This is a genomic window from Micromonospora sp. NPDC005173 (assembly GCF_040608515.1).
Taxonomy (GTDB): domain Bacteria; phylum Actinomycetota; class Actinomycetes; order Mycobacteriales; family Micromonosporaceae; genus Micromonospora.
The window spans coordinates 104,389-127,276 of sequence record NZ_JBEXIK010000015.1; the positions used below are offsets into that span (position 1 = coordinate 104,389).

General features: G+C 74.1%; 25 protein-coding genes. 17 read left to right on the forward strand and 8 right to left on the reverse strand.

The window, feature by feature from the left end:
• Positions 1-80: 80 nt before the first annotated feature.
• The 4 genes from secA2 (at position 81) to ABZV00_RS18870 (ending at position 4,800) form a co-directional block, all read left to right on the forward strand.
• Positions 81-2,372, forward strand: a complete 2,292-nt coding sequence (secA2, locus tag ABZV00_RS18855; protein WP_355607780.1) for an accessory Sec system translocase SecA2 — start codon at positions 81-83, stop codon at positions 2,370-2,372.
• A 189-nt stretch (positions 2,373-2,561) separates the two neighbouring features.
• On the forward strand, positions 2,562-3,302 hold the full coding sequence (locus ABZV00_RS18860) for a GAF and ANTAR domain-containing protein (RefSeq protein WP_355607783.1): 741 nt from the start codon (positions 2,562-2,564) through the stop codon (positions 3,300-3,302).
• Positions 3,303-3,422: 120 nt separating this feature from the next.
• Complete coding sequence (locus ABZV00_RS18865) at positions 3,423-3,914, forward strand: DUF2231 domain-containing protein (RefSeq protein ID WP_355607786.1); 492 nt, start codon at positions 3,423-3,425, stop codon at positions 3,912-3,914.
• Positions 3,915-4,041: 127 nt separating this feature from the next.
• Positions 4,042-4,800 (forward strand): class I SAM-dependent methyltransferase, encoded by a 759-nt coding sequence (locus tag ABZV00_RS18870; RefSeq protein ID WP_355607788.1) that lies wholly within the window; start codon positions 4,042-4,044, stop codon positions 4,798-4,800.
• A 21-nt stretch (positions 4,801-4,821) separates the two neighbouring features.
• Here ABZV00_RS18870 and ABZV00_RS18875 read toward each other — a convergent pair whose 3' ends face one another.
• Positions 4,822-5,778 carry a DUF3500 domain-containing protein gene (locus ABZV00_RS18875; protein ID WP_328417026.1) on the reverse strand — a complete coding sequence of 319 codons (957 nt, stop codon included), beginning with the start codon at positions 5,776-5,778 and terminating at the stop codon, positions 4,822-4,824.
• 32 nt (positions 5,779-5,810) lie between these two features.
• Entirely contained in the window at positions 5,811-6,203 is a 393-nt protein-coding gene (locus ABZV00_RS18880; RefSeq protein ID WP_355607791.1) for an ankyrin repeat domain-containing protein, read from the reverse strand.
• Between the two features lie 62 nt (positions 6,204-6,265).
• Between ABZV00_RS18880 and ABZV00_RS18885 the strand changes: the two genes are divergently transcribed.
• The 10 genes from ABZV00_RS18885 (at position 6,266) to ABZV00_RS18930 (ending at position 12,129) form a co-directional block, all read left to right on the forward strand.
• Positions 6,266-6,643, forward strand: coding sequence for a signal peptidase I (locus ABZV00_RS18885; RefSeq protein WP_355607794.1), 378 nt, complete (start codon positions 6,266-6,268; stop codon positions 6,641-6,643).
• Positions 6,644-6,753: 110 nt separating this feature from the next.
• A complete protein-coding gene (locus tag ABZV00_RS18890; protein ID WP_355607797.1) occupies positions 6,754-7,209 on the forward strand; it encodes a cysteine dioxygenase family protein in 456 nt (151 codons plus the stop codon).
• Between the two features lie 46 nt (positions 7,210-7,255).
• Complete coding sequence (locus ABZV00_RS18895) at positions 7,256-7,744, forward strand: rhodanese-like domain-containing protein (protein ID WP_355607800.1); 489 nt, start codon at positions 7,256-7,258, stop codon at positions 7,742-7,744.
• A 51-nt stretch (positions 7,745-7,795) separates the two neighbouring features.
• On the forward strand, positions 7,796-8,365 hold the full coding sequence (locus tag ABZV00_RS18900) for a winged helix-turn-helix domain-containing protein (RefSeq protein WP_355607802.1): 570 nt from the start codon (positions 7,796-7,798) through the stop codon (positions 8,363-8,365).
• 259 nt (positions 8,366-8,624) lie between these two features.
• Positions 8,625-9,230 carry a winged helix-turn-helix domain-containing protein gene (locus tag ABZV00_RS18905; protein ID WP_355607805.1) on the forward strand — a complete coding sequence of 202 codons (606 nt, stop codon included), beginning with the start codon at positions 8,625-8,627 and terminating at the stop codon, positions 9,228-9,230.
• A gap of 41 nt (positions 9,231-9,271) precedes the next feature.
• A complete protein-coding gene (locus ABZV00_RS18910) occupies positions 9,272-9,916 on the forward strand; it encodes a uridine kinase (protein WP_355607808.1) in 645 nt (214 codons plus the stop codon).
• A gap of 164 nt (positions 9,917-10,080) precedes the next feature.
• The gene (locus tag ABZV00_RS18915) at positions 10,081-10,479 is read left to right on the forward strand and encodes a TraR/DksA C4-type zinc finger protein (protein ID WP_203178243.1); all 399 of its coding nucleotides are present in this window, start codon (positions 10,081-10,083) and stop codon (positions 10,477-10,479) included.
• Between the two features lie 48 nt (positions 10,480-10,527).
• Positions 10,528-11,400 carry a DUF72 domain-containing protein gene (locus ABZV00_RS18920; protein WP_355607811.1) on the forward strand — a complete coding sequence of 291 codons (873 nt, stop codon included), beginning with the start codon at positions 10,528-10,530 and terminating at the stop codon, positions 11,398-11,400.
• 122 nt (positions 11,401-11,522) lie between these two features.
• Entirely contained in the window at positions 11,523-11,708 is a 186-nt protein-coding gene (locus tag ABZV00_RS18925; protein WP_355607814.1) for a hypothetical protein, read from the forward strand.
• A complete protein-coding gene (locus tag ABZV00_RS18930; protein WP_355607816.1) occupies positions 11,701-12,129 on the forward strand; it encodes a DUF2267 domain-containing protein in 429 nt (142 codons plus the stop codon). The genes ABZV00_RS18925 and ABZV00_RS18930 overlap by 8 nt, the downstream gene beginning before the upstream one ends.
• 34 nt (positions 12,130-12,163) lie before the next feature.
• Here ABZV00_RS18930 and ABZV00_RS18935 read toward each other — a convergent pair whose 3' ends face one another.
• The gene (locus tag ABZV00_RS18935; RefSeq protein WP_355607819.1) at positions 12,164-12,952 is read right to left on the reverse strand and encodes a DUF72 domain-containing protein; all 789 of its coding nucleotides are present in this window, start codon (positions 12,950-12,952) and stop codon (positions 12,164-12,166) included.
• 156 nt (positions 12,953-13,108) lie between these two features.
• Here ABZV00_RS18935 and ABZV00_RS18940 point away from each other — a divergent pair, with 156 nt between their 5' ends.
• On the forward strand, positions 13,109-13,414 hold the full coding sequence (locus ABZV00_RS18940) for a hypothetical protein (protein WP_355607822.1): 306 nt from the start codon (positions 13,109-13,111) through the stop codon (positions 13,412-13,414).
• A gap of 9 nt (positions 13,415-13,423) precedes the next feature.
• Complete coding sequence (locus ABZV00_RS18945; RefSeq protein ID WP_355607825.1) at positions 13,424-14,698, forward strand: cupin domain-containing protein; 1,275 nt, start codon at positions 13,424-13,426, stop codon at positions 14,696-14,698.
• A gap of 166 nt (positions 14,699-14,864) precedes the next feature.
• Here the strand turns inward: ABZV00_RS18945 and ABZV00_RS18950 are convergent, their stop codons facing one another.
• The 5 genes from ABZV00_RS18950 to ABZV00_RS18970 form a co-directional block, all read right to left on the reverse strand.
• A complete protein-coding gene (locus tag ABZV00_RS18950; protein WP_355607828.1) occupies positions 14,865-15,530 on the reverse strand; it encodes a hypothetical protein in 666 nt (221 codons plus the stop codon).
• Positions 15,527-18,202: an FtsK/SpoIIIE domain-containing protein gene (locus tag ABZV00_RS18955; RefSeq protein WP_355607831.1), complete on the reverse strand. Its 2,676-nt coding sequence runs from the start codon at positions 18,200-18,202 to the stop codon at positions 15,527-15,529. The genes ABZV00_RS18950 and ABZV00_RS18955 overlap by 4 nt, the downstream gene beginning before the upstream one ends.
• The gene (locus ABZV00_RS18960; protein WP_355607834.1) at positions 18,195-19,223 is read right to left on the reverse strand and encodes a hypothetical protein; all 1,029 of its coding nucleotides are present in this window, start codon (positions 19,221-19,223) and stop codon (positions 18,195-18,197) included. Before ABZV00_RS18960 ends, ABZV00_RS18955 begins: the two co-directional genes overlap by 8 nt.
• Before the next feature lie 6 nt (positions 19,224-19,229).
• On the reverse strand, positions 19,230-19,490 hold the full coding sequence (locus tag ABZV00_RS18965) for a hypothetical protein (protein WP_130400840.1): 261 nt from the start codon (positions 19,488-19,490) through the stop codon (positions 19,230-19,232).
• Between the two features lie 152 nt (positions 19,491-19,642).
• The gene (locus ABZV00_RS18970; RefSeq protein WP_355607837.1) at positions 19,643-20,035 is read right to left on the reverse strand and encodes a hypothetical protein; all 393 of its coding nucleotides are present in this window, start codon (positions 20,033-20,035) and stop codon (positions 19,643-19,645) included.
• Positions 20,036-20,175: 140 nt separating this feature from the next.
• Between ABZV00_RS18970 and ABZV00_RS18975 the strand changes: the two genes are divergently transcribed.
• Complete coding sequence (locus ABZV00_RS18975) at positions 20,176-22,728, forward strand: ATP-dependent Clp protease ATP-binding subunit (RefSeq protein ID WP_355607840.1); 2,553 nt, start codon at positions 20,176-20,178, stop codon at positions 22,726-22,728.
• Positions 22,729-22,888 lie beyond the last annotated feature (160 nt).

Consider the following 22,888-nt stretch of genomic DNA (forward strand, 5'->3'; position numbering starts at 1 on the left):
GGCGTCGGGTTCGACATGCCGGCGACCGCCCGACCGGTCGGGCCGCAGGAGCCGGCTCGAATCGCGTACCGTTGCCGCTCATGGGTGTGTCGCAACGGTTCAAGAGCAAGTTCCGGCGGTTCCTCCAGCGCCCGGGCACGACCGTGGAGCTTGCTCCGCTGGAGAAGCTGCTGCCGGCGATCGAGGCGCGCGAGGATGACCTCGCCGCGCTGGACGACGCCGCGCTGACCGAGGCCGCTGGCAACGCGGTCGGCTACGAGGAGATCTGCGCCGTCGGCCGGGAGGCCGCCCGCCGTGGCCTCGACCAGCGGCCGTACGACGTACAGCTGCTCGGCGCGATGGCGCTGCTCTCCGGCAAGGTCGCCGAAATGGCCACCGGTGAGGGCAAGACCCTGACCGCCGCGATCGCCGCGTACGGGCACGTTCGGCTCGGAAACGGGCCGGTGCACGTGCTCACCGTCAACGACTATCTGGCCCGCCGCGACGCGCAGTGGATGGAGCCGGTCTACACCCCGCTCGGCCTGACCGTCGGCTGGGTCAACGAGGCGTCCACCCCGCAGGAGCGGCGCGACGCGTACTCCTGTGACGTCACCTACGTCTCGGTCAGCGAGGCGGGCTTCGACTACCTGCGCGACCAGTTGGTCACCGACGTGGCCGACCGGGTGCAGCCGTCGCTGACCACCGCGATCGTCGACGAGGCCGACTCGATCATGATCGACGAGGCCCGGGTTCCGATGGTCCTCGCCGGCGCGGTGCCGGGCGAGCAGGACCCGGTGCACGCCGCCGCCGCGCTGATGCGCGGGCTGCGCAAGGGCCGGCACTACACGGTCGCCGAGGACGGGCGCAGCGTGGCGTTCACCGCCGCCGGCCTGGCCGCCGTCGAGGCCAAGCTCGGCATCGACCTGTACGACGAGGACCACGTCGCGCAGCTCTCCGCGGTCAACGTGGCGCTGCACGCGCACGCCCTGCTGCACCGTGACGTGGACTACATCGTCCGGGAGGGCTCGGTCGAGCTGATCGACGAGATGCGCGGCCGGGTGGCCCAGCGCCGCCGCTGGCCGGACGGGCTCCAGGCGGCCGTGGAGGCCAAGGAGGGCCTGGACGCCACCGCCGAGGGCGAGGTGCTGGGCACCATCGCCATCCAGGCGTTCATCGCGCTCTACCCGAAGGTCTGTGGGATGACCGCGACCGCGGTGCTGGTCGGTGACCAGCTGCGGGAGTTCTTCGGCCTTGAGGTGGCGGTGATCCCACCGAACACCCCGTGCGTCCGCGAGGACGAGCCGGACCGGATCTACGCGACCCGGGCGGAGAAGGACGAGGCGCTGATCGACGAGATCCGGCGCTGCCACGCCGAGGGGCGGCCGGTGCTCGTCGGCACGCTGGACGTCAAGGAGTCCGAGGGGCTGGCCGCCGGGCTGAACGCGGCCGGGGTGCCCTGCGTGGTGCTGAACGCCAAGAACGACGACGAGGAAGCGGCGATCATCGCCGAGGCCGGCGCGTACGGCGCGGTGACCGTCTCCACCCAGATGGCCGGCCGGGGCGTGGACATCCGGCTCGGCGGCAGCGACCAGACCGACCGGGAGCGGGTGGCCGAGCTGGGCGGGCTGTACCTGATCGGCAGCGGCCGGCACGACAGCCGCCGGGTGGACGACCAGCTGCGCGGCCGGGCCGGCCGGCAGGGCGACCCGGGTGGGTCGGTCTTCTTCGTCAGCCTGGAGGACGACCTGGTCATCCGGCACGCCGCCGACGCGGTGCCGGCGTCGCCGCGGATGAACGCCGACGGCCTGGTCACCGACGAGCAGGTGGACTACGCGGTGGAGCACGCCCAGCGCGTCGCCGAGGGTGTCAACCACGAGATCCACCGCAACACCTGGCGCTACAGCGTCGTGATCGAGCAGCAGCGCAAGGCCCTCGCCGAGCGCCGGGAGCGGCTGCTGACCAGTGACGTGGCCGCGCTGATGCTGCTGGACAAGATGCCCGAGAAGGCCGGCGAGATGGACGAGGATCTGCTCGCCCGGGCGGCCCGGGCCATCGCGCTCTACCACGTGGATCGCCTCTGGGCCGAGCACCTGGCCGAGCTGTCCGAGGTTCGCGAGGGCGTGCACCTGCGCGCGCTGGGCCGGCTCGACCCGCTGGACGAGTTCCACCGGGCCGCGGTGCCGGCGTTCAACAACCTGTTCCCGGAGATCGAGGCCCGCACCATCGCCACCTTCACCGAGACCGAATTCGACGAGGACTGGCAGCCCGATGATGGCACCCTGGTCCGCCCGACCGCGACGTGGACCTACCTGGTGCACGACAACCCGTTCGGCTCCGAGCTCGACCGGCTGATCGCCTCGATCGGCCGGCGGCTCAGCGGAGCCGCGCGCTGACGCGTCGGGGCCTGCGGCTGTCGGGGCCCCTGTCGCGCGTCCGCGCGTCGCAGGGCCCCGATTTACGCCGTTTCGACCCTGGTTTGCGAGGGTAGTAGCCCGGGTCGGTCAAGTCGGGAGAGAGCAGACGGTGACACAGGTGATGACGTCGGCTGGAAGCGCGCGGGGGCGTACGGGGGCTGCGGACCGGTGAACCTGGACATGCGGGAGCCGGTGGCGGAGCGCCTCGGCGTGCTGGAGACTGCCGCGTTGCTGCGGGAGTTGACCGCCGGCCTGATCGCCCTGACCGATTTTGATGAGGCGTTGCTGGCGCTGGTCCGGGTCACCCGGGACGCGGTTGCCGGGGTGCGCTGGTGCGGTTTCACGGTCCTGCGTGCCGGCGAGCCGGCCGGGGTGGCGGCCTCCGACGAGCGGCTGGCCGGCCTGGACGACCTGCGGCACGGGCCGGACTCGCCGGCGATGAGCGCCATCCAGCGGCGGGAGATGATCCTCGCCGTGGACCTGGCCGGTGAGCCACGCTGGCCGGCCTGGACGGCGCGGGCCCGCGACCTCGGCGTACGCGGGGTGATCTCCGCGCCGGTGGACATCGACGACCAGGTGATCGGGGCCGTCAACCTGTACGCCGGACCGTCGGATCTGCTCACCCCGCAGCACCAGTTGACCGCGATGCTGCTCGCCGAGCACGCCGGGCTGCTGCTGGCCGCGGTCCGCGACCGGAGCCGGCAGGTCGCGCTCGCCGGTGAGTGGGACGCCGCGCTGCTGCAGGACGGGGTGGTGGAACAGGCCGTCGGCGTGATCATGACGCAGCGCGGCTGCACGCCGGCCGAGGCCCTCGATGTGTTGCGCACCGCCGCGTCCTCGTTGGCGATCCCGCTGCGTGAGGTGGCCGAGCGGCTGGTCCGGACGGTCTCCCGCCAGCGCGACAACTGACCGGGCCGGTGACGGTGCCCGTTCTTCCGGCGGGCGGCGAGTCGGGCGGCGTCGTTTCGTCGCGACCGGGCTCGGGTAGCAACCTGGTCACGTGAGCTGTGCCGACCAGGGGGAGGACCGATGCAGAGCCGGCTGCGGGTGCAGGGGCACCCGATCCAACCGATGCTGGTGACGTTCCCCTTCGGGCTCTTCATCAGCGCGACCGTCTTCGATCTCACCGACGTGGCCGGCGGGCCCGCCTTCCTCGGCGAGGTCGGCTACTGGACCGGTGTCGCCGCGCTGTTCGCCGCCGCGCTGACCGTGGTGGCCGGCATGGTCGACCTGTGGGACGCGCCGGTCGACCGGACCCGCCGCACCGCCGTCGCCTTCAACCTGGTGAACGCGGCGATGGCCGGCCTGTTCCTGGTCACCTGCCTGATCCGGGCACAGGCCCCGCAGCGTGGCGCCTCGGTCGCGATCCTCGTCACCGAGCTGGTCGCGCTGGCCGTGGGCGGGGTCGGCGTACGGCTCGGCGCCCGGCTGATGCGCCAGTTCGACGCCGGCCGGGCCGAGACCGGCAGCCTGGACACGCTCGCCGGCTCCACCGTCGAGATCGCCCGCCCGCGCCCCTGACCAACCTGCCCCGGCGTCACCCGCCCGAGGCTCCAGTCGGGCACCCCGTGCGGTCGCCGGCACTCCGGCCGGCCGTTGCCGGCAAACCGGTTGCCGGCGGCGTGACCGGCCGGCCAGGCTGTCCGCCATGAGCGACGAGCGTGACGTGGCCGAGCTGATCGCGGAGGCGGCCGCCGCGCCGGTCGACGGCTGGGGATTCGACTGGCTGGCCGGTCGGGCCACCGAGGAACGCCCGCCCTGGGGGTACGCCGGGCTGGTAGCCGACCGGATGGCGCACGCCGACGCGGCGCTGGACGTGGACACCGGCGGCGGCGAGGTGCTCGCCGAGGTCCCCCGGCCGCCGAGGCTGCTGACGGCCACCGAGGCCTGGCCGCCGAACGTCGAGGTCGCCCGGGGCACCCTGCGGCGGGTCGGCGCGACGGTGGTGGCGGTCACCCCGGACGCGCCACTGCCGTTCCGCGACGCCTCCTTCGATCTGGTGGTCAGCCGGCACCCCGTACGCACCGACTGGGCGGAGACCGCCCGGGTGCTGCGTCCGGGCGGGACGTTCCTGTCCCAGCAGATCGGGGCGGGCACCATGCGCGAGCTGAGCGAGGCGATCCTCGGCCCGTTACCGCCGCCGGCTCAGCGACACCCTGAGCACGCCGTGGCCGCCGCCCGGGCCGCCGGGCTGAGCGTGGTCGACCTGCGCCGGGCCACGTTGCGGGCGGTCTTCCACGACGTCGGCGCGGTGGTCTGGTTCCTGCGCAAGGTCGTCTGGACGGTGCCGGGCTTCACTGTGGACCGCTACCACCCCCAGTTGCTCGCCCTGCACCACCGGATCGCCACCGAGGGCCCGTTCGTGGCCCACGCCCAGCGTTTCCTCATTGCGGCCACCCGTCCCTGACGCCAGCCCGCGCTCCACCCGTCAGTGCGGGTGGGGGTGGGTCTGGTGGTGGGCGGCCAGGACGTCGGCGCCGAAGTCGCTGGCGGGGCGACGCAGCACGGTGTGCGCGTGGTTGCCGTCCTCGGTGGTGTTGTCGTATTCGATCAGCAGGTCGTCGCCCTGGACCCGGTAGTAGTGCCGCTGCCCGGGGCGGGTGGGGCCGGCCCAGGCGAAGTGCAGTTGGCCGCCGTCGAGTCGGCCCGCCTCCCGGATGGCCAGCTCCGGCGGCAACCGGTCCAGGTAGAGCGCGACCACCTGGTCGAGCAGCGCCCGGCCGGTCGGCCCCAGCCGGCCTGCCGGCACGCCGAGCGGCTCCAGCGGCGCGTCGACCCGGCCACGGGTGGCGCTGATGATGTCCGCCGGTGCCTCGTCAGCGATGATCGCCGCGGCCCGCTCGGCCGGCCCCAGCGCGTCGAGCAGGGCCCGGGCCAGGTCCTCCTCGATGCCGAGCGGCCGGGAGACGGGGCGGCCGGCGTACCGGACCGCCGCCGGGTTGGCGCCGAAGAAGATCGGCGCGGGGGAGACCTGGTCGTCCACCACGGTCATGTTCACCGACAGGTGGTGCCCCTCCAGCCGCCACGCCCAGCGGTCGTCGCGCGCGGGATCGCCGAACACGGCGATCCAGTAGTCGCCGCTGTGTCGCCCGCGATGCCAGCCCTCGGCCCGGTCCAGCACCTCCTCCAGTGCGACGATCGCCATCGCCTGCGCGTACGCCGATGGGCTGAGCGCGGTGGCCAGCAGCCGGTGCGCGGCCTTGCGCCCGGCGATGTCCAGCTCGGCGAGGCAGGCGCCGGGTCGGGGCCGGGGCCGGTACTCCAGCCAGCGTCGGGCCGCCTCGTCGTCGAACGGGCGCACGGCCTGGTCGCGGGCCGCCGGGTCGAGCGCGGCCAGCAGCGCGGTGGCGGCGGCGCGCATCTGCTCGGGCAGGGGATCTTCCATCGGCTCTGTATACCGGCCCGCCGGGGCTGGCGTCAGCCGGCCCGCAGGAGCGCCGTCATCTCCGGCAGGTCGAAGAACTGCGCGGTCTCCGCGGCGGACGGGTTGCCCTGCGCCGGGTCGGCGCCGGCGGCGAGCAGCGCGCTGACCGCCTCGGTGCTGCTGCGGAAGACCGCAGCAGCCAGCGCGGTCTGGCCCCGGTCGTTGCTCCGGCTGTGGTCCGCGCCGCGAGCCAGCAGGGCGGCCACCGTGGACGGGTGGGCGTGGTACGCGGCGAGGATCAGCAGCGTGTCGCCCTTGTCGTTGGTCAGGTTGACCGGCAACCCGGCGTCGAGCTGCGCCGCCAGTTCCTCGGTGGAGCCCGCCCGCGCCAGGTCGAACATCCGGTGCGCGAACGCCAGCGTCTCGGCGTCGAGGTCGTCGGTCACCGGTCCAGGTTAGTCGCCCGGGCCCTGATAGGTTGCTCGGCCGGCGCGTTGGGGGAGGTCCGTTGGGTGAGACGGTGTACGTGGGCAACGCCGGTGTCGACGGTGCCGGCAACGCGGGTTGGCTGCTCGGGCACTTCGCGCTGCCGGGGGAGATCCGGCACAGCACCGACGTCGAGGTGAAGTGGGGTGTGCACCCGCCCGGGGAGGCCCGCTCGCGGTGGGCGACGGGGGAGCGGCGGACCAGCCTGCTCGTGCTGATCGACGGGCGGTTCCGGGTGGAGTTGCCGGACCGGACGGTGCGGTTGGCCGCGCCGGGCGACTACGTGGTGTGGGCCCGCGGGGTGGACCACTCCTGGTACGCCGAGTCGGCCTCGGTGGTGCTGACCGTGCGGTGGCCGTCGCTGCCCGGCTACCGGGTGGATCCGCCGGTCCTGCGCTGAGCGTCGCCGCGTCGAGGCCGGCGTCCCACCAGTCGGAATTACCTACTAAACCTATAGGGTTTGACGGCTAGAGTACGGGGGCACCCGCCGAACGACCCGCGAGGACCACCATGAGCCACCACCGCCCGGAGCCCGATCTGCTCACCGTCGCCGCCCGCTGGGTCGACCAGGCCTACTGGCCGGTGCCGCTGTGCTTCGACCCCGACGAGCGGTGGTACGCCCGGCTCGCCAGCGGTGCCGACCACGAGGTGTGGGCGCTGAGCTGGCTGCCCGGGCAGGGCACCGACCTGCACGATCACGGCGGCTCCGCCGGTGCGTTCCGGGTGGTCGCTGGCGCGCTCACCGAGGAGACGGTCGCCAGTGGCCGGTTGCATCCCCGCCTGCTGGCCGCCGGCACCGGTCGCCGCTTCGGCCCCCGGCACGTGCACGTGGTGACCAACCGGGGCACCGAGCCGGCGGTCAGCGTGCACGTCTACCGGCCGGCGCTGGTCCGGATGACCCGCTACCACCTGCTCGACGGGCGGCTGCGGGTCGCCGAGGTTGCCGAGGCCGGCCGCTCCTGGTGAGCGGCGGGCAGCCACGATCCACCCCGATCATCGGAAGGAACCGAGAATGCAGGTAACCGCCTCGCGCTGTCCGGCCCCCGTGCCGCCCCCGGGCTCCCGGGGCATCGACGAGATCCTGGCCGCCGCGCGCGCCCGGCTCGACCGGCTGGACCCGGAGCGCGCACATCTCGCGTACCGGCGCGGGGCGCTGCTGGTCGACATCCGACCGGCGGCCCAGCGGGCCGCGCACGGCGTCGTGCCAGGCTCGCTCGCGATCGAGCGCAACGTGTTGGAGTGGCGCTTCGACCCGCGCTGCCCGGCCCGGCTCCCGCAGGCGGTCGACTACGACGTGCCGGTGGTGATCCTCTGCCAGGAGGGCTACACCTCGTCGCTGGCCGCGGCCGCGTTGCAGGACATCGGCCTGCACCGGGCAACCGACGTGGTCGGTGGCTTCGCCGCCTGGCGGATCGCCGGCCTGCCGGCCCTCGGCCCGACCGCGCTGCACCGCGCGTCCCCCCTCGCGTCCCCGGTCACCGCCGGCCCGGCGCGCCGCTGACCGCCACGCCGCACCGCGCGTGGCGGGCGTACCGCCATCTCAGGAGGCACCATGTCCGTCGTCGCCATCCCCACGCGCCCGCACCGCCCGGCGGCTCGCCCCGCCCGCCAGCGCACCGGCCCGACCCTGACCATCACCCTCGACCTCGCCCCGGGGCCGCTGAGCCCGCGGCTGGCCCGGCTGGTGCAGCTGCTCGGCGAGCTGGCCGAGTCGGGGGAGGGTCGGCTGCGCACCGTCGACGACGTCCCGCCGGCGCCGCGACCGGTCCCGAGCCCCACCGCCGGGGCGTCCGGCGACGAGCCGTCCGCCGTCGACGACACGGACCAGGTCCGCATCCTGGCCGGCTCGCGGATCGTCCGCCGGGGCGACCGGGTCATCCCGCTGACCCGCATCGAGTACGAGCTGCTGCTGTTCCTGGCCGAGCGGCCCCGCCGGGTCTTCACCCGCCTCCAGTTGCTGTCCAACGTGTGGGGTTACGAGCACGCGGTGGCCCGGACCGTGGACGTGCACGTCCGTCGGCTGCGCGCCAAGCTGGCCGACACGCCGGTCGTCACCACCGTCTACGGGGTGGGTTACCGGTTGGCCGACGAGGCGCGGATCAACGTGGACCGCAGCCGCTGAGCACCGGCCGGGGGCGGCCCGAAGGTGACCGGACCAGCCACGATGAACCGGGCGGGGACCCCCGTATCGGGTCATCTCGGCGGCTCTGCTGTAATCATCTGGCTTCGTACGCAGAGCGAGCACTCGGCTCCGATGTGTTCGTCAATTGTCACATTCATGCAACGCAGCCGCCTCTTGACCCTCGCCCGGGTGCCGGGAAGCATCGATGAAGCGGCGTCCCGGGCCGTGGGGAGATACCCGGACCCAGCCAAGGAGGACCATGTCGGTCAGCCCCGCCTCGTCGCGCGCCGGATGGCATACGTCCCAACCCGCGGTGCCCGGTCGACCCCCCGGCGGCCAACGCCGCCCGGCGAACACCGCCGCGCCCGTGCTCACCGTGACGCTGTCCATCCCGCTCGCCTGTGAGGAGTCGCTGACCCCGCCGGCCCGCCGCCTGCTCGAGGCGGCCCGTGAGCTCCTGGAGCGGGGCGAGGGCGTGATCATCAGCTCCGTTCCGGCCGAACGGCGCGCCGACGTGGTGCCGGCCAACCGGTCGCCGGCCCGGCCGCTCACCCCGACCATCCCCGCCCTGCACATCCTCGCCTCGTCCCGGTCGGTGCTGCGCGACGAGGAGCCGCTGCCGCTGACCCGGCTGGAGTTCGACCTGCTGCTGCACCTGGTCGCCCACCCCCGCCGGGTGTTCACCCGACTGCAACTGCTCAACGCCGTCTGGGGCTACGAGCACGCCGGCGTCCGTACCGTCGACGTGCACGTGCGCCGGCTGCGCGGCAAGGTCGGCGTGGACGTCCCCCTGGTCACCACCGTCTACGGCGTGGGCTACCGCCTGGCCGACGACGCCCGGGTCACCATCGACCGCACCGGCTGACCGGCGCCACCGCCGCGCCCGGCGCGGGGCAGGATGGTCCGGTGCGCATCCGACCCATCTCGCCCGACCTGCTCGTCACCGAGCTGACCGGCCGGTTGGCCGACGCCGCCACCGCCGGGCCCGCGCGGCTACGGGTGGCGGTGGACGGTGCCCCGGCAGCCGGCCCGGACGAGCTGGCCGCCGCACTGGTCGATCCGTTGCGCGCCCGGAGCCACCCGGTGCTGCACGTACGTGCAGCCGACTTCCTCCGGCCCGCGTCGCTGCGCTTCGAGTTCGGCCGGTCGAACCCGGACGCCTACTACGAGGGCTGGGTGGACGAGGCCGGGCTGCGCCGGGAGGTGCTCGACCCGGCCGGCCCCGGCGGCACCGGCCGGCTGCTCCCCTCCCTCTGGGACGCCACCGCCGACCGGGCCAGCCGCGCCCGCTACGTCGACCTGCCACCCGGCGGCGTCGTCCTGGTCAGTGGCGCGCTGCTGCTCGGTGGCGGCCTGCCCTTCGACGTCACCGTCCACCTGGCGCTGTCCGGAGCGGCGCTGCGCCGACGTACCGAACCGGCCCAGGACTGGACCCTGCCGGCCTTCGACCGGTACGCCGAGGAGGTCGTCCCGGCCAGCTTCGCCGACGTGGTGGTCCGGGCCGACGACCCCCGCCGCCCCGCGCTCGTGGAGCCCGGCGCCGACGGCTGACAGTGGCCGGAAATCGCCGGTTTCACCGCCTGCCCGGGCGGGTACTCGCCCGGCTCACAGAGCACGGGTGACCGCCCGTGCACCGGATACGACCGTGACCGGGGCCAGACGCCGCCGGCATCCCGGTTCACCTTGAGCCCCAGGCCCAGGAAAGGCAGGCAGCGATGCTCGTCCACGACACGGTCGGTACGGGCCGTTCCCAGACGGAGATCGACCAGATCCGACTCTCCCTCCAGGCGCGCTACGACGAACTGACCGCGGAATACGAGCAGGCCGTCCTGCAGAGCCAGGTGCTGCGGCTGGTGGAGGTCGGCGACACCGCGGGCGACGACCAGGCCGACAGCGGCACCAAGACCGCCGAGCGGGACACCGCGCAGTCCCTGCTGCGCACCATCCTCGATCGCCGCGCCCAGTACGAGCACGCCCTCGGCCGGCTCGCGGAAGGCACCTACGGCTGGTGCGAAGGCTGCTCGGCGGCGATTCCGGTGGAGCGGCTGGAGATCTTCCCGTCCGCCACCACCTGCGTGACCTGCAAGCAGACCCGCGAGCGGCGGGCAGCCTGAGCCACGCCAGCGGTTGCCGGTCGGTCCACGACGCGATGGACTCCACCCGTGGGTGACATTCTCGTGGGCACCGCGTCCTGGACCGACCGCACACTGCTGGACTCGGGGTGGTATCCGCAGACCGCCGACAACCCGGAGAAGCGGCTGGTCTACTACGCCCGGCAGTTTCCGCTGGTCGAAGTGGACGCCACCTACTACGCGCCGCCCGCCGAGGCGACCGCGCGGCTCTGGGCCGAGCGCACCCCGGCCGGCTTCACCTTCAACATCAAGGCGTTCAGCCTGCTCACCGGGCATCCCACCCGGGTCAGCGCGCTCTACAAGGACCTGCGGCCGGAGACCGACAAGAAGAACGTCTACCCCGACGACCTGCCCGCGCAGGCGTACGAGGAGGTGTGGACGCGCTTCCTGTCCGCGCTGGACCCGCTGGTCGAGGCGGGCAAGCTGGGTGCCCTGCTGTTCCAGTTCCCGCCCTGGTTCACCATCAAGCGGGACAACAAGCAGTACCTGCTGGAGGTGGCGAAGCGCTGCGCGCCGCTGCGACCGGCCTATGAGTTCCGGCACGCCTCCTGGTTCGACGGCGCCAACGCCGACGAGACACTGGCCTTCCTGCGGCAACACCGGCTCCCGTACGTCTGCGTGGACATGCCGCAGGGCCACCGCTCGTCGCTGCCCCCGGTGCTGGCCGCCACCGCGGACCTCGCGGTGGTGCGCTTCCACGGCCACAGCGACAAGTGGACCAGTAAGGACATCCACGAGAAGTTCGGCTACCACTACTCCAAGCGGGAGTTGGCCGACTGGGCGCCGAAGCTGCGCGAGCTGGCCGACGAGGCCGGGCAGACCCACGTGCTCATGAACAACTGCTACCGCGACTACGCCCAGACCAACGCCAAGACCCTGACCGGGCTGCTCGACGCCGATTGACCCGCGTCGCCCGGCTCACCCGTTCCGGGTGGGGCCGGGTCACCCACCCGAGGGGCAGGGTGGCAGGTGCGTGCGGTCGTGAAGGCGCGGCCGGCGCCGGAGACGACACGGAGGTGACGGGGATGACGGTTCGACTGGTGGCGGATAGACGGCGTGGTGCCGTCCTGCACGTGGTCGGTACGGCCGACAACGCCCGGCGCGCGCCGCAGGGCAGCCCGGTGCGGGCCCGACGAGGGCCGGTGGGGCCACCGCGTCGCAACGACGACCGACGGTGGGACACCGCGGAACGGGGGTCGACCGATGGCTGACCAGATGATCTCGGCATTCGACTCCTCGCTGGACAAGACCAACCTGATTCTCAAGGACATCGAGAACGCCTACGGCTGGCCGAAGGACCAACGCAACCAGTCGTACGCGGCGTTGCGCACGGTGCTGCACCTGCTGCGTGACCGGTTGCCGGTCAACGAGAGCGTGGAGTTCGCCCAGCAGTTGCCGGTGCTGGTCCGGGGGATCTACTTCGACGGCTGGAACCCCTCGGACGTTCCGATCAAGCTCAACCGGGACGACTTCCTCTACGAGGTCCGCCAGGGCTTCCCGTACGACGTGGAGGGCGGCCCGGAGCGGGTGACGCAGGTGGTGTTGGACACGCTGCGCCGGCACGTCACCCAGGGCGAGTGGCAGGACGTGAAGGACACCATGCCCAAGGACCTGGCCAGGATGATGCCCTGACGCCGTGAGCCCGCCCGACAGCCGTCGGGCGGGCTCAGCCGTCGGTCGGGTCGCCGCCGGGTCGCGGCGCCGCGGACGGCACCCGGGACACCGGGTGGCCGGCCCGACGGGCCAGCGCGGCGAAGGCGACGGCATCCACGATGGCGGCGCCGCCCGGGTCGTTGTTGAAGTAGACGTACGCCGGCTCGTCCGCGTCGAAGACATCGGCCAGCCGGCGTACCCAGGAGCCGAGCGCGGTGCGGCCGTACCGGGGCCAGGGCCGAGCCCGCCCCTCGTGCAGCCGCAGGTAGCCGAAGTCGGTGGTGCGCCAGAGCGGGGCGACCGGGCGACCCAGCCGGTCCGCCCAGACCAGCGCCGCCCGCCGGCGTTCCAGCACCGCCCGGGTGGCGTCGGTCCACCAGGACGCGTGCCGTGGCTCGACCGCCACTCGCACCTCGGCCGGGAACAGCCGTAACGTCGCGTCGAGCGCGTCGACGTCCGCCCGCAGGTTCGGTGGCAGTTGCAGCAGCACCGGGCCGAGCCGGTCACCGAGCGCGGTGGCCCGGCCCAGGAACCGGGCCACCGGCTCGGCCGGGTCACGCAGCCGCTTGATGTGGGTCAGGTAGCGGCTCATCTTCACCGCCACGCAGAAATCCGCCGGCGTCCGAGCCCGCCAGGCGGCGAAGGTGTCCCGCTCGGGCAACCGGTAGAAGGCGTTGTTGACCTCGACGGTGGCGAACCCGGTCGCGAAGTGCTCCAGCCAGAGTCGCTGCGGAAGCCGCTCCGGATAGAAGTGGCCCCGCCAGTCCCGGTACTGCCAGCCGGACGTGCCCACCAGGATCACCCCTCCATCCTGGCACCGACACCCGCCGCCGGCGAACCGCCCGTGTCGCCCCGGTTCGACGTCTACGGTGGGGTTAGAGAAGATCGCGAGTGGGGTACCACCCGCTGCACGACGGACCCCGGCGTACGGCGGGGCGGCACATCCGAGGGAGTACCAATGGCACTCAACGATGACGACATGCAGACCACGGGCGGCGGCGGTCTGGAGGGCCCGGCAGACGGCGGTGCGACGCCTGGTCAGCACGACGGTGGCGCGGACGGTAGCGCGGAGGGTCCTGCCGACGGCGGTGCGACCCCTGGTCAGCACGACGGTGGCGCGGACGGTAGCGCCGAGGGTCCCGCCGACGGCGGTGCGACCCCTGGTCAGCACGACGGTGGCGCGGACGGTAGCGCCGAAGGTCCCGCCGACGGCGGTGCGACCCCTGGCCAGCAGGACGGTGGCGCTGACGGCAGCGCCCGATAAGGCGCCGTCGTGACGCACCTCGACCCGCCGGGCGGCCACCACCGCCCGGCGGTTCCGTCCGTGACCGCCGCCGCGGCGCTGGCCCGCTGCGTCTCGGTCGAACCAGCCAAGTTCGCCGCCGCGCACTGGGGCCACACGCCGCTGCTGTCCCGCGCCGCCGAGCTGCCCGACCCGGCCGGCTTCACCGACCTGTTCAGCCCCGCCGACGCCGATGAGCTGCTCAGCCGGCGCGGTCTGCGTACCCCGTTCCTCCGCGTCGCCAAGGACGGGCAGTTGGTTCCGGCGGCGCGCTGGACCGGCGGCGGCGGCGCCGGCGCCGAGATCGGCGACCAGGTGCTCGACGAGCGGGTCCTGGAGCAGTACGCCAGCGGCGCCACCCTGGTGCTGCAGGGCCTGCACCGGATCTGGCCGCCGCTGGTCGACTTCGCCCGCGACCTGGGCCTCGCGCTGAGCCAACCGCTGCAGATCAACGCCTACCTCACCCCGGCGGGCAGTCAGGGCTTCGCCACCCACTACGACACCCACGACGTCTTCGTGCTCCAGGTCGACGGCCGCAAGCACTGGCGGATCCACCCGCCGGTGTTGCCCGACCCACTGGAGAAGCAGCCCTGGGGCGGACGCGCCGACGAGGTCGGCGCCACCGCGCAGGGTCCCGCCGCGCTCGACGTGGTGCTCGCCCCCGGCGACGCCCTCTATCTGCCGCGCGGCTGGCTGCACAGCGCGCAGGCACAGGACGCCAGCTCGCTGCACCTGACCGTGGGCATCCGGGCACTGACCCGCTACGCCCTGGTCGAGGAGCTGCTCGCGCTGGCCGCAGAGGACCAGCGACTGCGGGCCAGCCTGCCGTTCGGCACCGACGTCGCCGACCCCGACGCCATCGAGCCGGAGCTGACCGAGACCGTGGAGGCGCTGCGGGACTGGCTGCTGCGCGCCGATCCGGTCGCCGTCGCGGCGCGGCTACGCCAGCGTTCCTGGCCGGCCGCCCGACCGGCGCCGATCCGACCGCTCGCCCAGGCCGGCGCGTTGGCCGCACTGGACGCCGACTCCCGGCTCACGCTGCGCCCGGGCCTGCGCTGGCAGCTCGTGCCACACGGGCCCGACACGGTGGCACTGCGGCTGTTCGACCGCACCATCACCCTGCCCGCCGACTGCGAGCCGGCGGCCCGCGCGCTGCTCACCGGCGTGACCACCCGTGTCGGCGACCTGCCCGGGCTGCCCGACGACGCCGACCGGGTCACCCTGGCCCGTCGGCTGCTGCGCGAGGCCGTCCTGGTCCCGGCCTGATCAACGCCTGGCCGGTCCTGGCCCCGACCAGCTCGATCTTGAGCGTGTTAGCTGACCATTTCGCGTACCGTATCGGAGTTCCGGCACCGATTTGCGTCGCCGGCGGTCGGTTAATCGACAGCCCTTTGTGGACCGATGCGGCCTCGGTGGTCAGCGCGCCGTCGGATCAGCGGCCGAGGATCAGCAGCAGCGCGGTGGTGAGCAGGCCAGCGCCGAGCACCACGGTGATCGGCCGGGGCCCGAGCACCGCGTGCCGGCGGTCGGCCAGCACCCGGGCCGGCACCACGCCGACCAGCGGCCCGATCAGGGTCACCACCAGCGCCAGCACCGGCATCCCGACCGCCAGATCGCCGCCGTACCCGACGCCGAGCGCTCGGGCGCCGGCACCCAGCGCGTACGCCAGCACGGCGCCGGCCACCCCGCAGAGCGCCAGCAGCGGGTTCACCGAACCCGGCAGCTCGCCCGGTTGCCCGGCCCGGTCCAGCAGGTCACGGGCTCGGCTGAGCAGCAGCGCCGGGTTGGCGGCCCCGCCGTTGGCCGGGGCGGGCGGGCCGCCGAGGCGGCGGGCGCCGGCGCCGAGCCGCTCGCGTAGCTGCTGCCACAGGTGCGCCACCTCGGCGTCCACCCGTTCCTGCTCCTCCCGGGCGGCGACCAACTCCTCCTCGGCCCGCTGGACCTGTTCAACGGCGTCGGCGACGGCCCGGTCGGCGGCCGCACACTGCCGGTCGTACCAGGTGTGCGCCTCAGCGCGCTGCTCGCGCACCCGGGCGGTCAGCTCCGCCAGCCGCCGCAGCTGCGCCGCGTACGTCTCACTGGCCACCGGTTGGTTCATCGGGACGGTCCATAGGGGATGACCACCTGTCCGGTGCGGTGCACCGCCCGGTCGAAGAAGAGCCCTCGCCACGGGCGGGGATACCAGTCCGGGCCGCCGGTGCCCGGGTAGAGCGATGCGCCCAGCTCGCCGCCGTGCGCGTCCAGCGCCACCCAGGCGCCGATCTGGTCGGTGCGGGCGGCCGGCCCGCCCAGGTCGGCGCGCATCCGGGCCACCCCCCGCCACCAGGCCAGCACGTGGGTCCGCCGTTCCGGGCCGTCGTGCAGGATCCGGCGCAGCTGCTCCAGGCCGGTCCGCTGGCCCGACCGTGCGGCCAGCGCGCCGGCCGCCGCGTCGACCGCGAACAGCAGCAGGTAGTGCGGGCTGCTCGGGCCGGTCAGCCCGTCGGCTGTCTCGGCCATCAGCTCGCCGACGGTTTCCTCGTCGTACCAGGCGGCGTCGTCGGCCAGGTCGTCGTAGAGCGCTCGGGCCATCGGGTCGGCGTCGGAGTCCAGGCAGGCGATGGAGAACCGGGCCGTCCCCGACGGGTGCTGGCGGGCCAGCGATCGAGCGGCCGCGTCCAGCACCGCGCACGCCTCGTCCACCCGGGTGCCCAGCACCGCGAGGTTGCGCCCGGGAGCGCGTGGCAGCCGGAGCACCGCCGAGCGGGCCTGCACGTCGATGATCTCGCCGAGCAGGGCCACCGGGCTGCGCGGGGCGGTCCCGTCCGGCGGCGCGGTGAGCGCCCGGAAGTCCGGGGCCTCCACCAGCCGGGGGATCGCGTCGCCGTCGAAGAGCCGGGCCGGCGCCGCGTCCGGGGGACGCATCCGCCACAGGCGGTTCTGCAAACCGCTCCACGTCTCCCAGTCGCTGGCCGACGGGATCCGGGCGATCTCGTTGCCCTCCACCATGCCCGACTCGGCGTTGACCACCGCGTGCCAGCGGGGCAGCGACTGCGCCGCGTCGTTGCGCTCGGCGAGGATCCGCAACGCCTTGGGCAGTGCGATCCGCAGGGTGAACTGGGCGACCAGCGCCGGGCGACCCCACAGCGCCTCGATGCCCCGCACGTCCTGCGAGGCCAGCACTAGGTGGATGCCCTGCGACCGGCCCCGCCGGGCCAGGTCCTCCAGCAGGTCGGCCGCCTCCCGGGCGACCACGTCCCGGCCGGCCAGCAGCATCTGGAACTCGTCGACCACCGCGACGATCCGTGGCCAGTGGCCGGTCGGGTCGACCGCGCGTAGCTCGGCCAGCTTGGTCACCTCGTGCTTCTTGGCCGCGTCGGCCCGCCGGCGCAGCTCCTCGGCGAGGAAGCGCAGCAGGGCCAGCCCGAACTCCCGGTCGGTGTTGACGTTGATCCCGACCAGCCGCATGTGCGGCAGCCAGCTCGGGTCGCGTCGGCCCTGCGCGAACCGGGCGAAGGACACGCCCTCCTTGAAGTCCAGCAGGTAGAACTCCAGCTCGGCGGGGGAGTAGCGGGCTGCCAGCGCGCCGATCCAGGCGAAGATCAGGTTGGTCTTGCCGGTGCCGGACGGCCCACCGATCAGCGCGTGCGGCGGGTAGTCGCCCAGCGTCAGCCGCACCGGCCGGCCCTGTGGCCCCTCGCCGATCGGGGCGGACAGCCCGCCGGAGGAGTCCTCCCGCCACATCAGCTCCGGTGGCGGCAGCAGGTCGGCGAACGGCGTCGGCGGCGGGCCGGCGTTCACCCGGGCGGCGGTCTCCCGGCAGGTCTCAGTGACCAGCGTCGCCGGCGGTGGCGGGTCCAGCCGGACCGGCAGGCCGGACGGACCGCCGACCCACGCGCCGGACACCTCGGCCACCACCCGGGTCACCGTCGGATCCTCCGGCAGCGGCACGCCCCGTACCACCAGGTGCACCCCGCAGGCCGCGCCGGCCCGCACCACCCGCTCCAGTTGCCCACGCTCGTGCCGGTTCAGCTCGTCGCCGCCGAGCAGCACGGCCACCCGCCACGGCTCGGGTCGGCGGCCGGTCGCCGCGGCCAGCTCCCGCAGCGAACCGTGCTCGCCGGCCAGCACGGTCTCGTTGATGCGGCGGATCTGCTCGACCAGGTCGTCCAGCAGCGGGCCGAGCCCGCCCGGGCCGACGAAGGTCAGCAACCCGGCGGTGCCCAGCGGGGCGAACCCGGCCAGGCCGCCGCCGAGGTGCTCCGGGTCGTACCCGATCAGCCGGACCGCGCCCGGGTCGGCGCGGCCGACGGCCCGCAGCAGCAACGCGGAGACCACCGCGTCGCAACCGGTGCGGTCGTCCCCGGAGAGGTGCACGTGCCCGGCGTCGAGCAGCGGCACCAGCGCGGGCACCGGGTCGACGTCGTCGATCCGGACCGTGCCGATCCGCAGCGCTCCAGGCGGCTCGGCGCGTCTGGTCGGCGTCGGCGTCCACCCCGGCCAGTCGGCGCCGGCGCAGCCGGGTGCCTCCCGGCGGGCGGCGTCGGCGGCCTGGCGGGCCAGTTCGGCGATCCGGGTGGAGTGCCGGGCGTCGATCTCGGCCAGCCGACGGTCCCGTTGGCCGCCCACCCGCTCCGGTACGGCGGCAGCCGCCCGACGGACCCGGACCAGCCGCTCCCGCCCGGCGGTCAGCTCGGCCTGCGCCGCGGACAGCCGGGTACGGGTGGCGCCCAGAGCCTCGGCGAGAGAGTCCCGGACCCGGGCGGCCAGTTGGCCGCGCCGGTCAGCCATCGGAGCCCCGGCGGCGCTGCGGTGCCGGCGCGTCCCGCCACGGGCTGCCGGCGCGTGGCGGCAGCGCACCGGAGCGCTGCCGGCCGACACCGCCGGGCTGCCGTACCGCCCCGCCGGGGCGCTGCTCCGCGCCACCGGACTGCCCGACGGTGGCCGGCTGCGGGTCGGCGGTGGGCTGCGGGCTGGTGGTGGGCAGGTCGCGGCCCAGCCGGGCGAGCAGCAGCCCGGTCGCCACGCCGGCGGTCACCGCCGAGTCCGCGGCATGCGCCGGCTGGCCGGAGTCGCGCGGCGGCGGCATCCGGCACACCCGGGTCAGCAGCGTCTCCAGCACCGGCGGCGGCAGCCCGGGCAGCAGGTCGCGGACCCGCCCGTCCAGCTCCCCGCGCAGCCGGCCGAGGTCGGTGGCGCGCGGCGGGTGCCCCAGCAGCTCACCGGCCAGCTCGCGCAGCAGCGGCGGCGTCAGTGCCGCCATCCCCAGCCCCACGTCGGCCGGGGCGCGACGCAGTTCGGTGCGCAGCCGGTCCCGGTCGCCGGCGCGTACCCCGCGCACGACCCGGCGCAGCAGCTCCTGGGAGTCGTCCAGCCGTTCGTCGGGCTCGTCGGTGCCGCTGTCACGCCCTCCGGTCAGCTCCGTCACCCGCACCGACCACCAGCGGCGCAGCCGGACCTGCTCGGCGGGCTCCGGAGCCACAGTGGTCGGGCCGCCCGCCGGCGGCGGGTCGTGCCGGGGCTCGCGCGGCTGCGGGCGGGGCGCCGGCGCACCGTCCGCGCCCAGCCCGATCGCGGTCAGGTACGCCGACAGCTGCTCCTGCGCCACCCGCAGCGCGTAACCGGCGCTTTCGGCGTGCTCGGTGGCGGCGGACAGCTCCGGCACCCCCATCGGGTTGGCCGACTCCTGCCGTACCCAGCGCAGCCGCTCGGCGGCCAGGCCGAACTTCTCCAGCGCCTGCCCGAGCAGGCCCACCGGAAACTCCTCACTGGCGGCCCGGACCTGCCCACCGACGTCCTCGATGATGGACACGGCGGCCTACAGGGTGGCGACGTAGAGCTGCGCCTGCTCCACCGCGACCAGTGTCGCGGCGAGACACTCCTCCAGCTCCTGGCTGGCCTGGGTCAGCGACGCCTGGGCCGCCTCCACCGTCTCGTGCCCGCTGCCCTCCAGCGCGCCGGCCAGGGTCTGCTGCGCCTCGGACAGCTTTTCGCCGGCTGCCTGCACGGCTGTCTGCCCGTCCCCGATCTGTTGGAGGGCGACATCGATGGCAGCCTTCAGCTCGGCGACGCTCGCCACGGCGGAACCTCCTGGGGGCGGGGAGGTCTCCATTAGAGCCTATCGGCGTCTGCGGGAGAACATCCGCCCTGTCGGTGTTCCTGCCCGGCTGTCCGGTTGTCACCTGGAAGCGCCGGGAGTCCGTTCTGTGGGAGTCCCAGTACGAGAGTTTGTCAACTCGTGGCGGGTGCGTCGCGTAGCCACCGTGGGCCGTACACCTCGGCGCCCAGGGCGGTGACCCGGTCGCGCAGCTCCCGGTCGGCGGTGACCACCAGCCGGCGGCGCTGAGGGGCGGCCTCCACCAGCTCGACCACGCTGTCGTCCCCCGACCCGGCGGCGGAGACCACCCGGACGCCGTCGGTGCCCGGCACGTCCCGCGCGGCCCCCTCAAGGACCAGCACCACCTCGATCGGCGCGGCCAACCGGGCCGGCAGCCCGGTGCTGGCCACCGGCGCCAGCGAGTCGCGCAGCCGGGCGGCGGCCCCGGCCCGGTCCCGCCACCACCCGTTCGGGCGGGAGCCCACGACGTTGGCGCCGTCCACGATCAGCAACGGGGTTTCATCCATGCCGCCAGCCTCCCACTACCGGCCGGCGCAGTCCCGCCGCCACTCCACAACGTCGGTGCGCCCCCACGTGCGGCGTTTGTCAGGGCGAGCGCCGGGTAGCCCCTGGCGACCGTGCCGCGCCCGACTGCGGAGGAGACACAATGGGACCCGGTGACTTCGGCTCCGACCCGTGGGATGAATTCCTTGCCCGGTATTTCGGGCGGGGTGAGGGAGGACGCCGACCTGCGCACCGGGTCGACATCACCCGGCTGATGACGGCCGACGCCCGGGAGATGCTCGCCGACGCGGCCCGGCGGGCCGCGCAACGGCAGAGCAGCGACCTGGACACCGACCATCTGCTCTGGGCGGCGTTGCAACGCGAACCCCTGCGCGACCTCGTTCGCCGGGCCGGCGCCGACCCGGACACCCTGCTCAACGCGCTCGGCGGGCGGGGCGACGGCGCGCCGCGCGGAGAGGTGCCGCCCAACCTGTCGTTGACCCCGGCGGCCAAGCGGGCGCTGCTGGACGCCCACCAGCTGTCCCGGGCGATGGGCGCCAACTACATCGGTCCCGAGCACATCCTGATGGCGCTGCCGCTCAACCCGGAGTCGCCGGCCGGGCGGATGCTGGCCGCCGGCCGGATCCAGCCCGAGTCGTTGCAGGCCGCCAACGCCGAGCGCGGGCCGATGGCCGGGCCGAAGCCCGACCGCGGCACCCCCACCCTGGACCAGTACGGGCAGGACCTCACCGACCTGGCCCGCGCCGACCAGATCGACCCGGTGATCGGGCGTGCCGACGAGATCGAGCAGGCCGTGGAGATCCTCTCCCGGCGGACCAAGAACAATCCGGTGCTGATCGGTGAGGCCGGCGTGGGCAAGACCGCCATCGTGGAGGGCCTGGCCGAGCGGATCTGCGACGGGGACGTGCCGCAGACCCTGCTCGGCAAACGGGTGGTCCAACTCGACCTGGCCGGCCTGGTCGCCGGGACCCGCTACCGGGGCGACTTCGAGGAGCGCCTGAAGAAGGTGATCGACGAGATCCGGGCGCACCGGGACGAGCTGATCATCTTCATGGACGAGATCCACACCCTGGTCGGGGCCGGTGGCGCCGGCAGCGAGGGCGGGATGGACGCGTCCAACATGCTCAAACCGGCGCTGGCCCGCGGTGAGCTGCGGGTGATCGGCGCGACCACGCTGGACGAGTACCGCAAGAGCATCGAGAAGGACGCCGCGCTGGCCCGGCGCTTCCAGCCGGTGCTGGTGCCCGAGCCGAGCGTCGACGACACGATCGCCATCCTGCGCGGGCTGCGCGACCGGTACGAGGCGCACCATCAGGTGCGGTTCAGCGACGAGGCGCTGGTCGCCGCCGCCGAGCTCTCCGACCGGTACGTCACCGACCGGTTCCTGCCGGACAAGGCCATCGACCTCATCGACCAGGCCGGCGCCCGGGTCCGGCTGCGCACCCGCACCCCCGCCTCCGACGTGCGGGAGCTGGAGCAGCAACTCGACGAGGTACGCCGGGACAAGGAACAGGCCGTCTCCGACGAGCAGTACGAGCGGGCCTCGACGTTGCGCGACCGGATCGCCGAGCTGGAGGAGCAGGTACGCCGCGCGAACGGCGACGACGGCGGCACCTCCCAGGTGCCCGAGGTGGGTCCGCAGGAGATCGCGGAGGTGGTCTCCCGGGCCACCGGCATCCCGGTCAGCCAGCTCACCGAGGAGGAACGGGACCGGCTGCTCCGCCTGGAGGGGCACCTGCACAAGAAGGTGATCGGCCAGGACGACGCGGTCACCGCGGTCGCCGAGGCCGTCCGCCGCTCCCGTGCCGGCCTGGCCGACCCGGAGCGGCCGATGGGCAGCTTCCTGTTCCTCGGCCCGACCGGTGTGGGCAAGACCGAGCTGGGCCGCGCCCTGGCCGAGGCGTTGTTCGGCGAGGCGGACCGGATGGTCCGGGTGGACATGAGCGAGTTCCAGGAGCGGCACACGGTCAGCCGGCTGGTCGGCGCCCCGCCCGGGTACGTCGGCTACGAGGAGGCCGGCCAGCTCACCGAGGCGGTGCGCCGCCGCCCGTACGCGGTGGTGCTGCTCGACGAGATCGAGAAGGCCCACCCCGACGTGTTCAACATCCTGCTCCAGGTGCTCGACGACGGGCGGCTGACCGACAGTCAGGGCCGCACGGTGAACTTCAAGAACACCGTACTGATCATGACGAGCAACCTCGGCTCCGAGCTGATCACGGGCAGCCAGCGCAGCGTCGGGTTCGGCACTGGCGCGCCGGGCAGCGAGCAGGAGAGCGACGAACTGCGCGAGCGGCTGATGCGCCGCCTGCAGGAGAACTTCCGGCCGGAGTTCCTCAACCGCATCGACGAGGTCATCATCTTCCGCCGGCTGGAGGCCGAGCAGCTACGCCAGATCACCGGACTGCTGCTGGAGGAGACCCGCCGCCGGCTGCACGCCCAGGACATCCAGGTGGAGTTCTCCGCCGCCGGCATCGACTGGCTCGCCGAGCACGGCTACCAGCCGGAGTTCGGTGCCCGCCCGCTGCGCCGGGTGATCCAGCGGGAGGTGGACAACCACCTTTCGCGGATGCTGCTGGAGTCGGCGATCTCACCCGGGCAGAAGGTCATCGTGGACGCTCGCGACGGCCAGCTCACCTTCGACGTGACCGCGGGCGAGCGGGGGTACACCGCCGCCACGACCTCGCACCCGCGATGAGCGGGGCGGCGCGGCGACCGGAACCCGAAAAACCGCGCGAGCCCGCGGAGTCCGCGGAACCCCGGGACGAGGAGGACCATCCCGACCCGATCCTGGCGCCGCCCACCGCGAACCCCAGAAGGACGCGGGTGCCGGCCGAGGGCCTGCACCCGAAGACCGA

Bases quoted from the DNA above. Each gene is read 5' to 3' on its own strand.
- ABZV00_RS18930 (WP_355607816.1), top strand. From the start codon at position 11,701: ATGGCTGACCAGATGATCTCGGCATTCGACTCCTCGCTGGACAAGACC.
- ABZV00_RS18925 (WP_355607814.1), top strand. From the start codon at position 11,523: ATGACGGTTCGACTGGTGGCGGATAGACGGCGTGGTGCCGTCCTGCAC.
- secA2 (WP_355607780.1), top strand. From the start codon at position 81: ATGGGTGTGTCGCAACGGTTCAAGAGCAAGTTCCGGCGGTTCCTCCAG.
- ABZV00_RS18970 (WP_355607837.1), bottom strand. From the start codon at position 20,035: ATGGATGAAACCCCGTTGCTGATCGTGGACGGCGCCAACGTCGTGGGC.
- ABZV00_RS18900 (WP_355607802.1), top strand. From the start codon at position 7,796: ATGTCCGTCGTCGCCATCCCCACGCGCCCGCACCGCCCGGCGGCTCGC.
- ABZV00_RS18940 (WP_355607822.1), top strand. From the start codon at position 13,109: ATGGCACTCAACGATGACGACATGCAGACCACGGGCGGCGGCGGTCTG.
- ABZV00_RS18895 (WP_355607800.1), top strand. From the start codon at position 7,256: ATGCAGGTAACCGCCTCGCGCTGTCCGGCCCCCGTGCCGCCCCCGGGC.
- ABZV00_RS18915 (WP_203178243.1), top strand. From the start codon at position 10,081: ATGCTCGTCCACGACACGGTCGGTACGGGCCGTTCCCAGACGGAGATC.
- ABZV00_RS18890 (WP_355607797.1), top strand. From the start codon at position 6,754: ATGAGCCACCACCGCCCGGAGCCCGATCTGCTCACCGTCGCCGCCCGC.
- ABZV00_RS18865 (WP_355607786.1), top strand. From the start codon at position 3,423: ATGCAGAGCCGGCTGCGGGTGCAGGGGCACCCGATCCAACCGATGCTG.
- ABZV00_RS18905 (WP_355607805.1), top strand. From the start codon at position 8,625: ATGTCGGTCAGCCCCGCCTCGTCGCGCGCCGGATGGCATACGTCCCAA.
- ABZV00_RS18975 (WP_355607840.1), top strand. From the start codon at position 20,176: ATGGGACCCGGTGACTTCGGCTCCGACCCGTGGGATGAATTCCTTGCC.
- ABZV00_RS18870 (WP_355607788.1), top strand. From the start codon at position 4,042: ATGAGCGACGAGCGTGACGTGGCCGAGCTGATCGCGGAGGCGGCCGCC.
- ABZV00_RS18875 (WP_328417026.1), bottom strand. From the start codon at position 5,778: ATGGAAGATCCCCTGCCCGAGCAGATGCGCGCCGCCGCCACCGCGCTG.
- ABZV00_RS18955 (WP_355607831.1), bottom strand. From the start codon at position 18,202: ATGGCTGACCGGCGCGGCCAACTGGCCGCCCGGGTCCGGGACTCTCTC.
- ABZV00_RS18950 (WP_355607828.1), bottom strand. From the start codon at position 15,530: ATGAACCAACCGGTGGCCAGTGAGACGTACGCGGCGCAGCTGCGGCGG.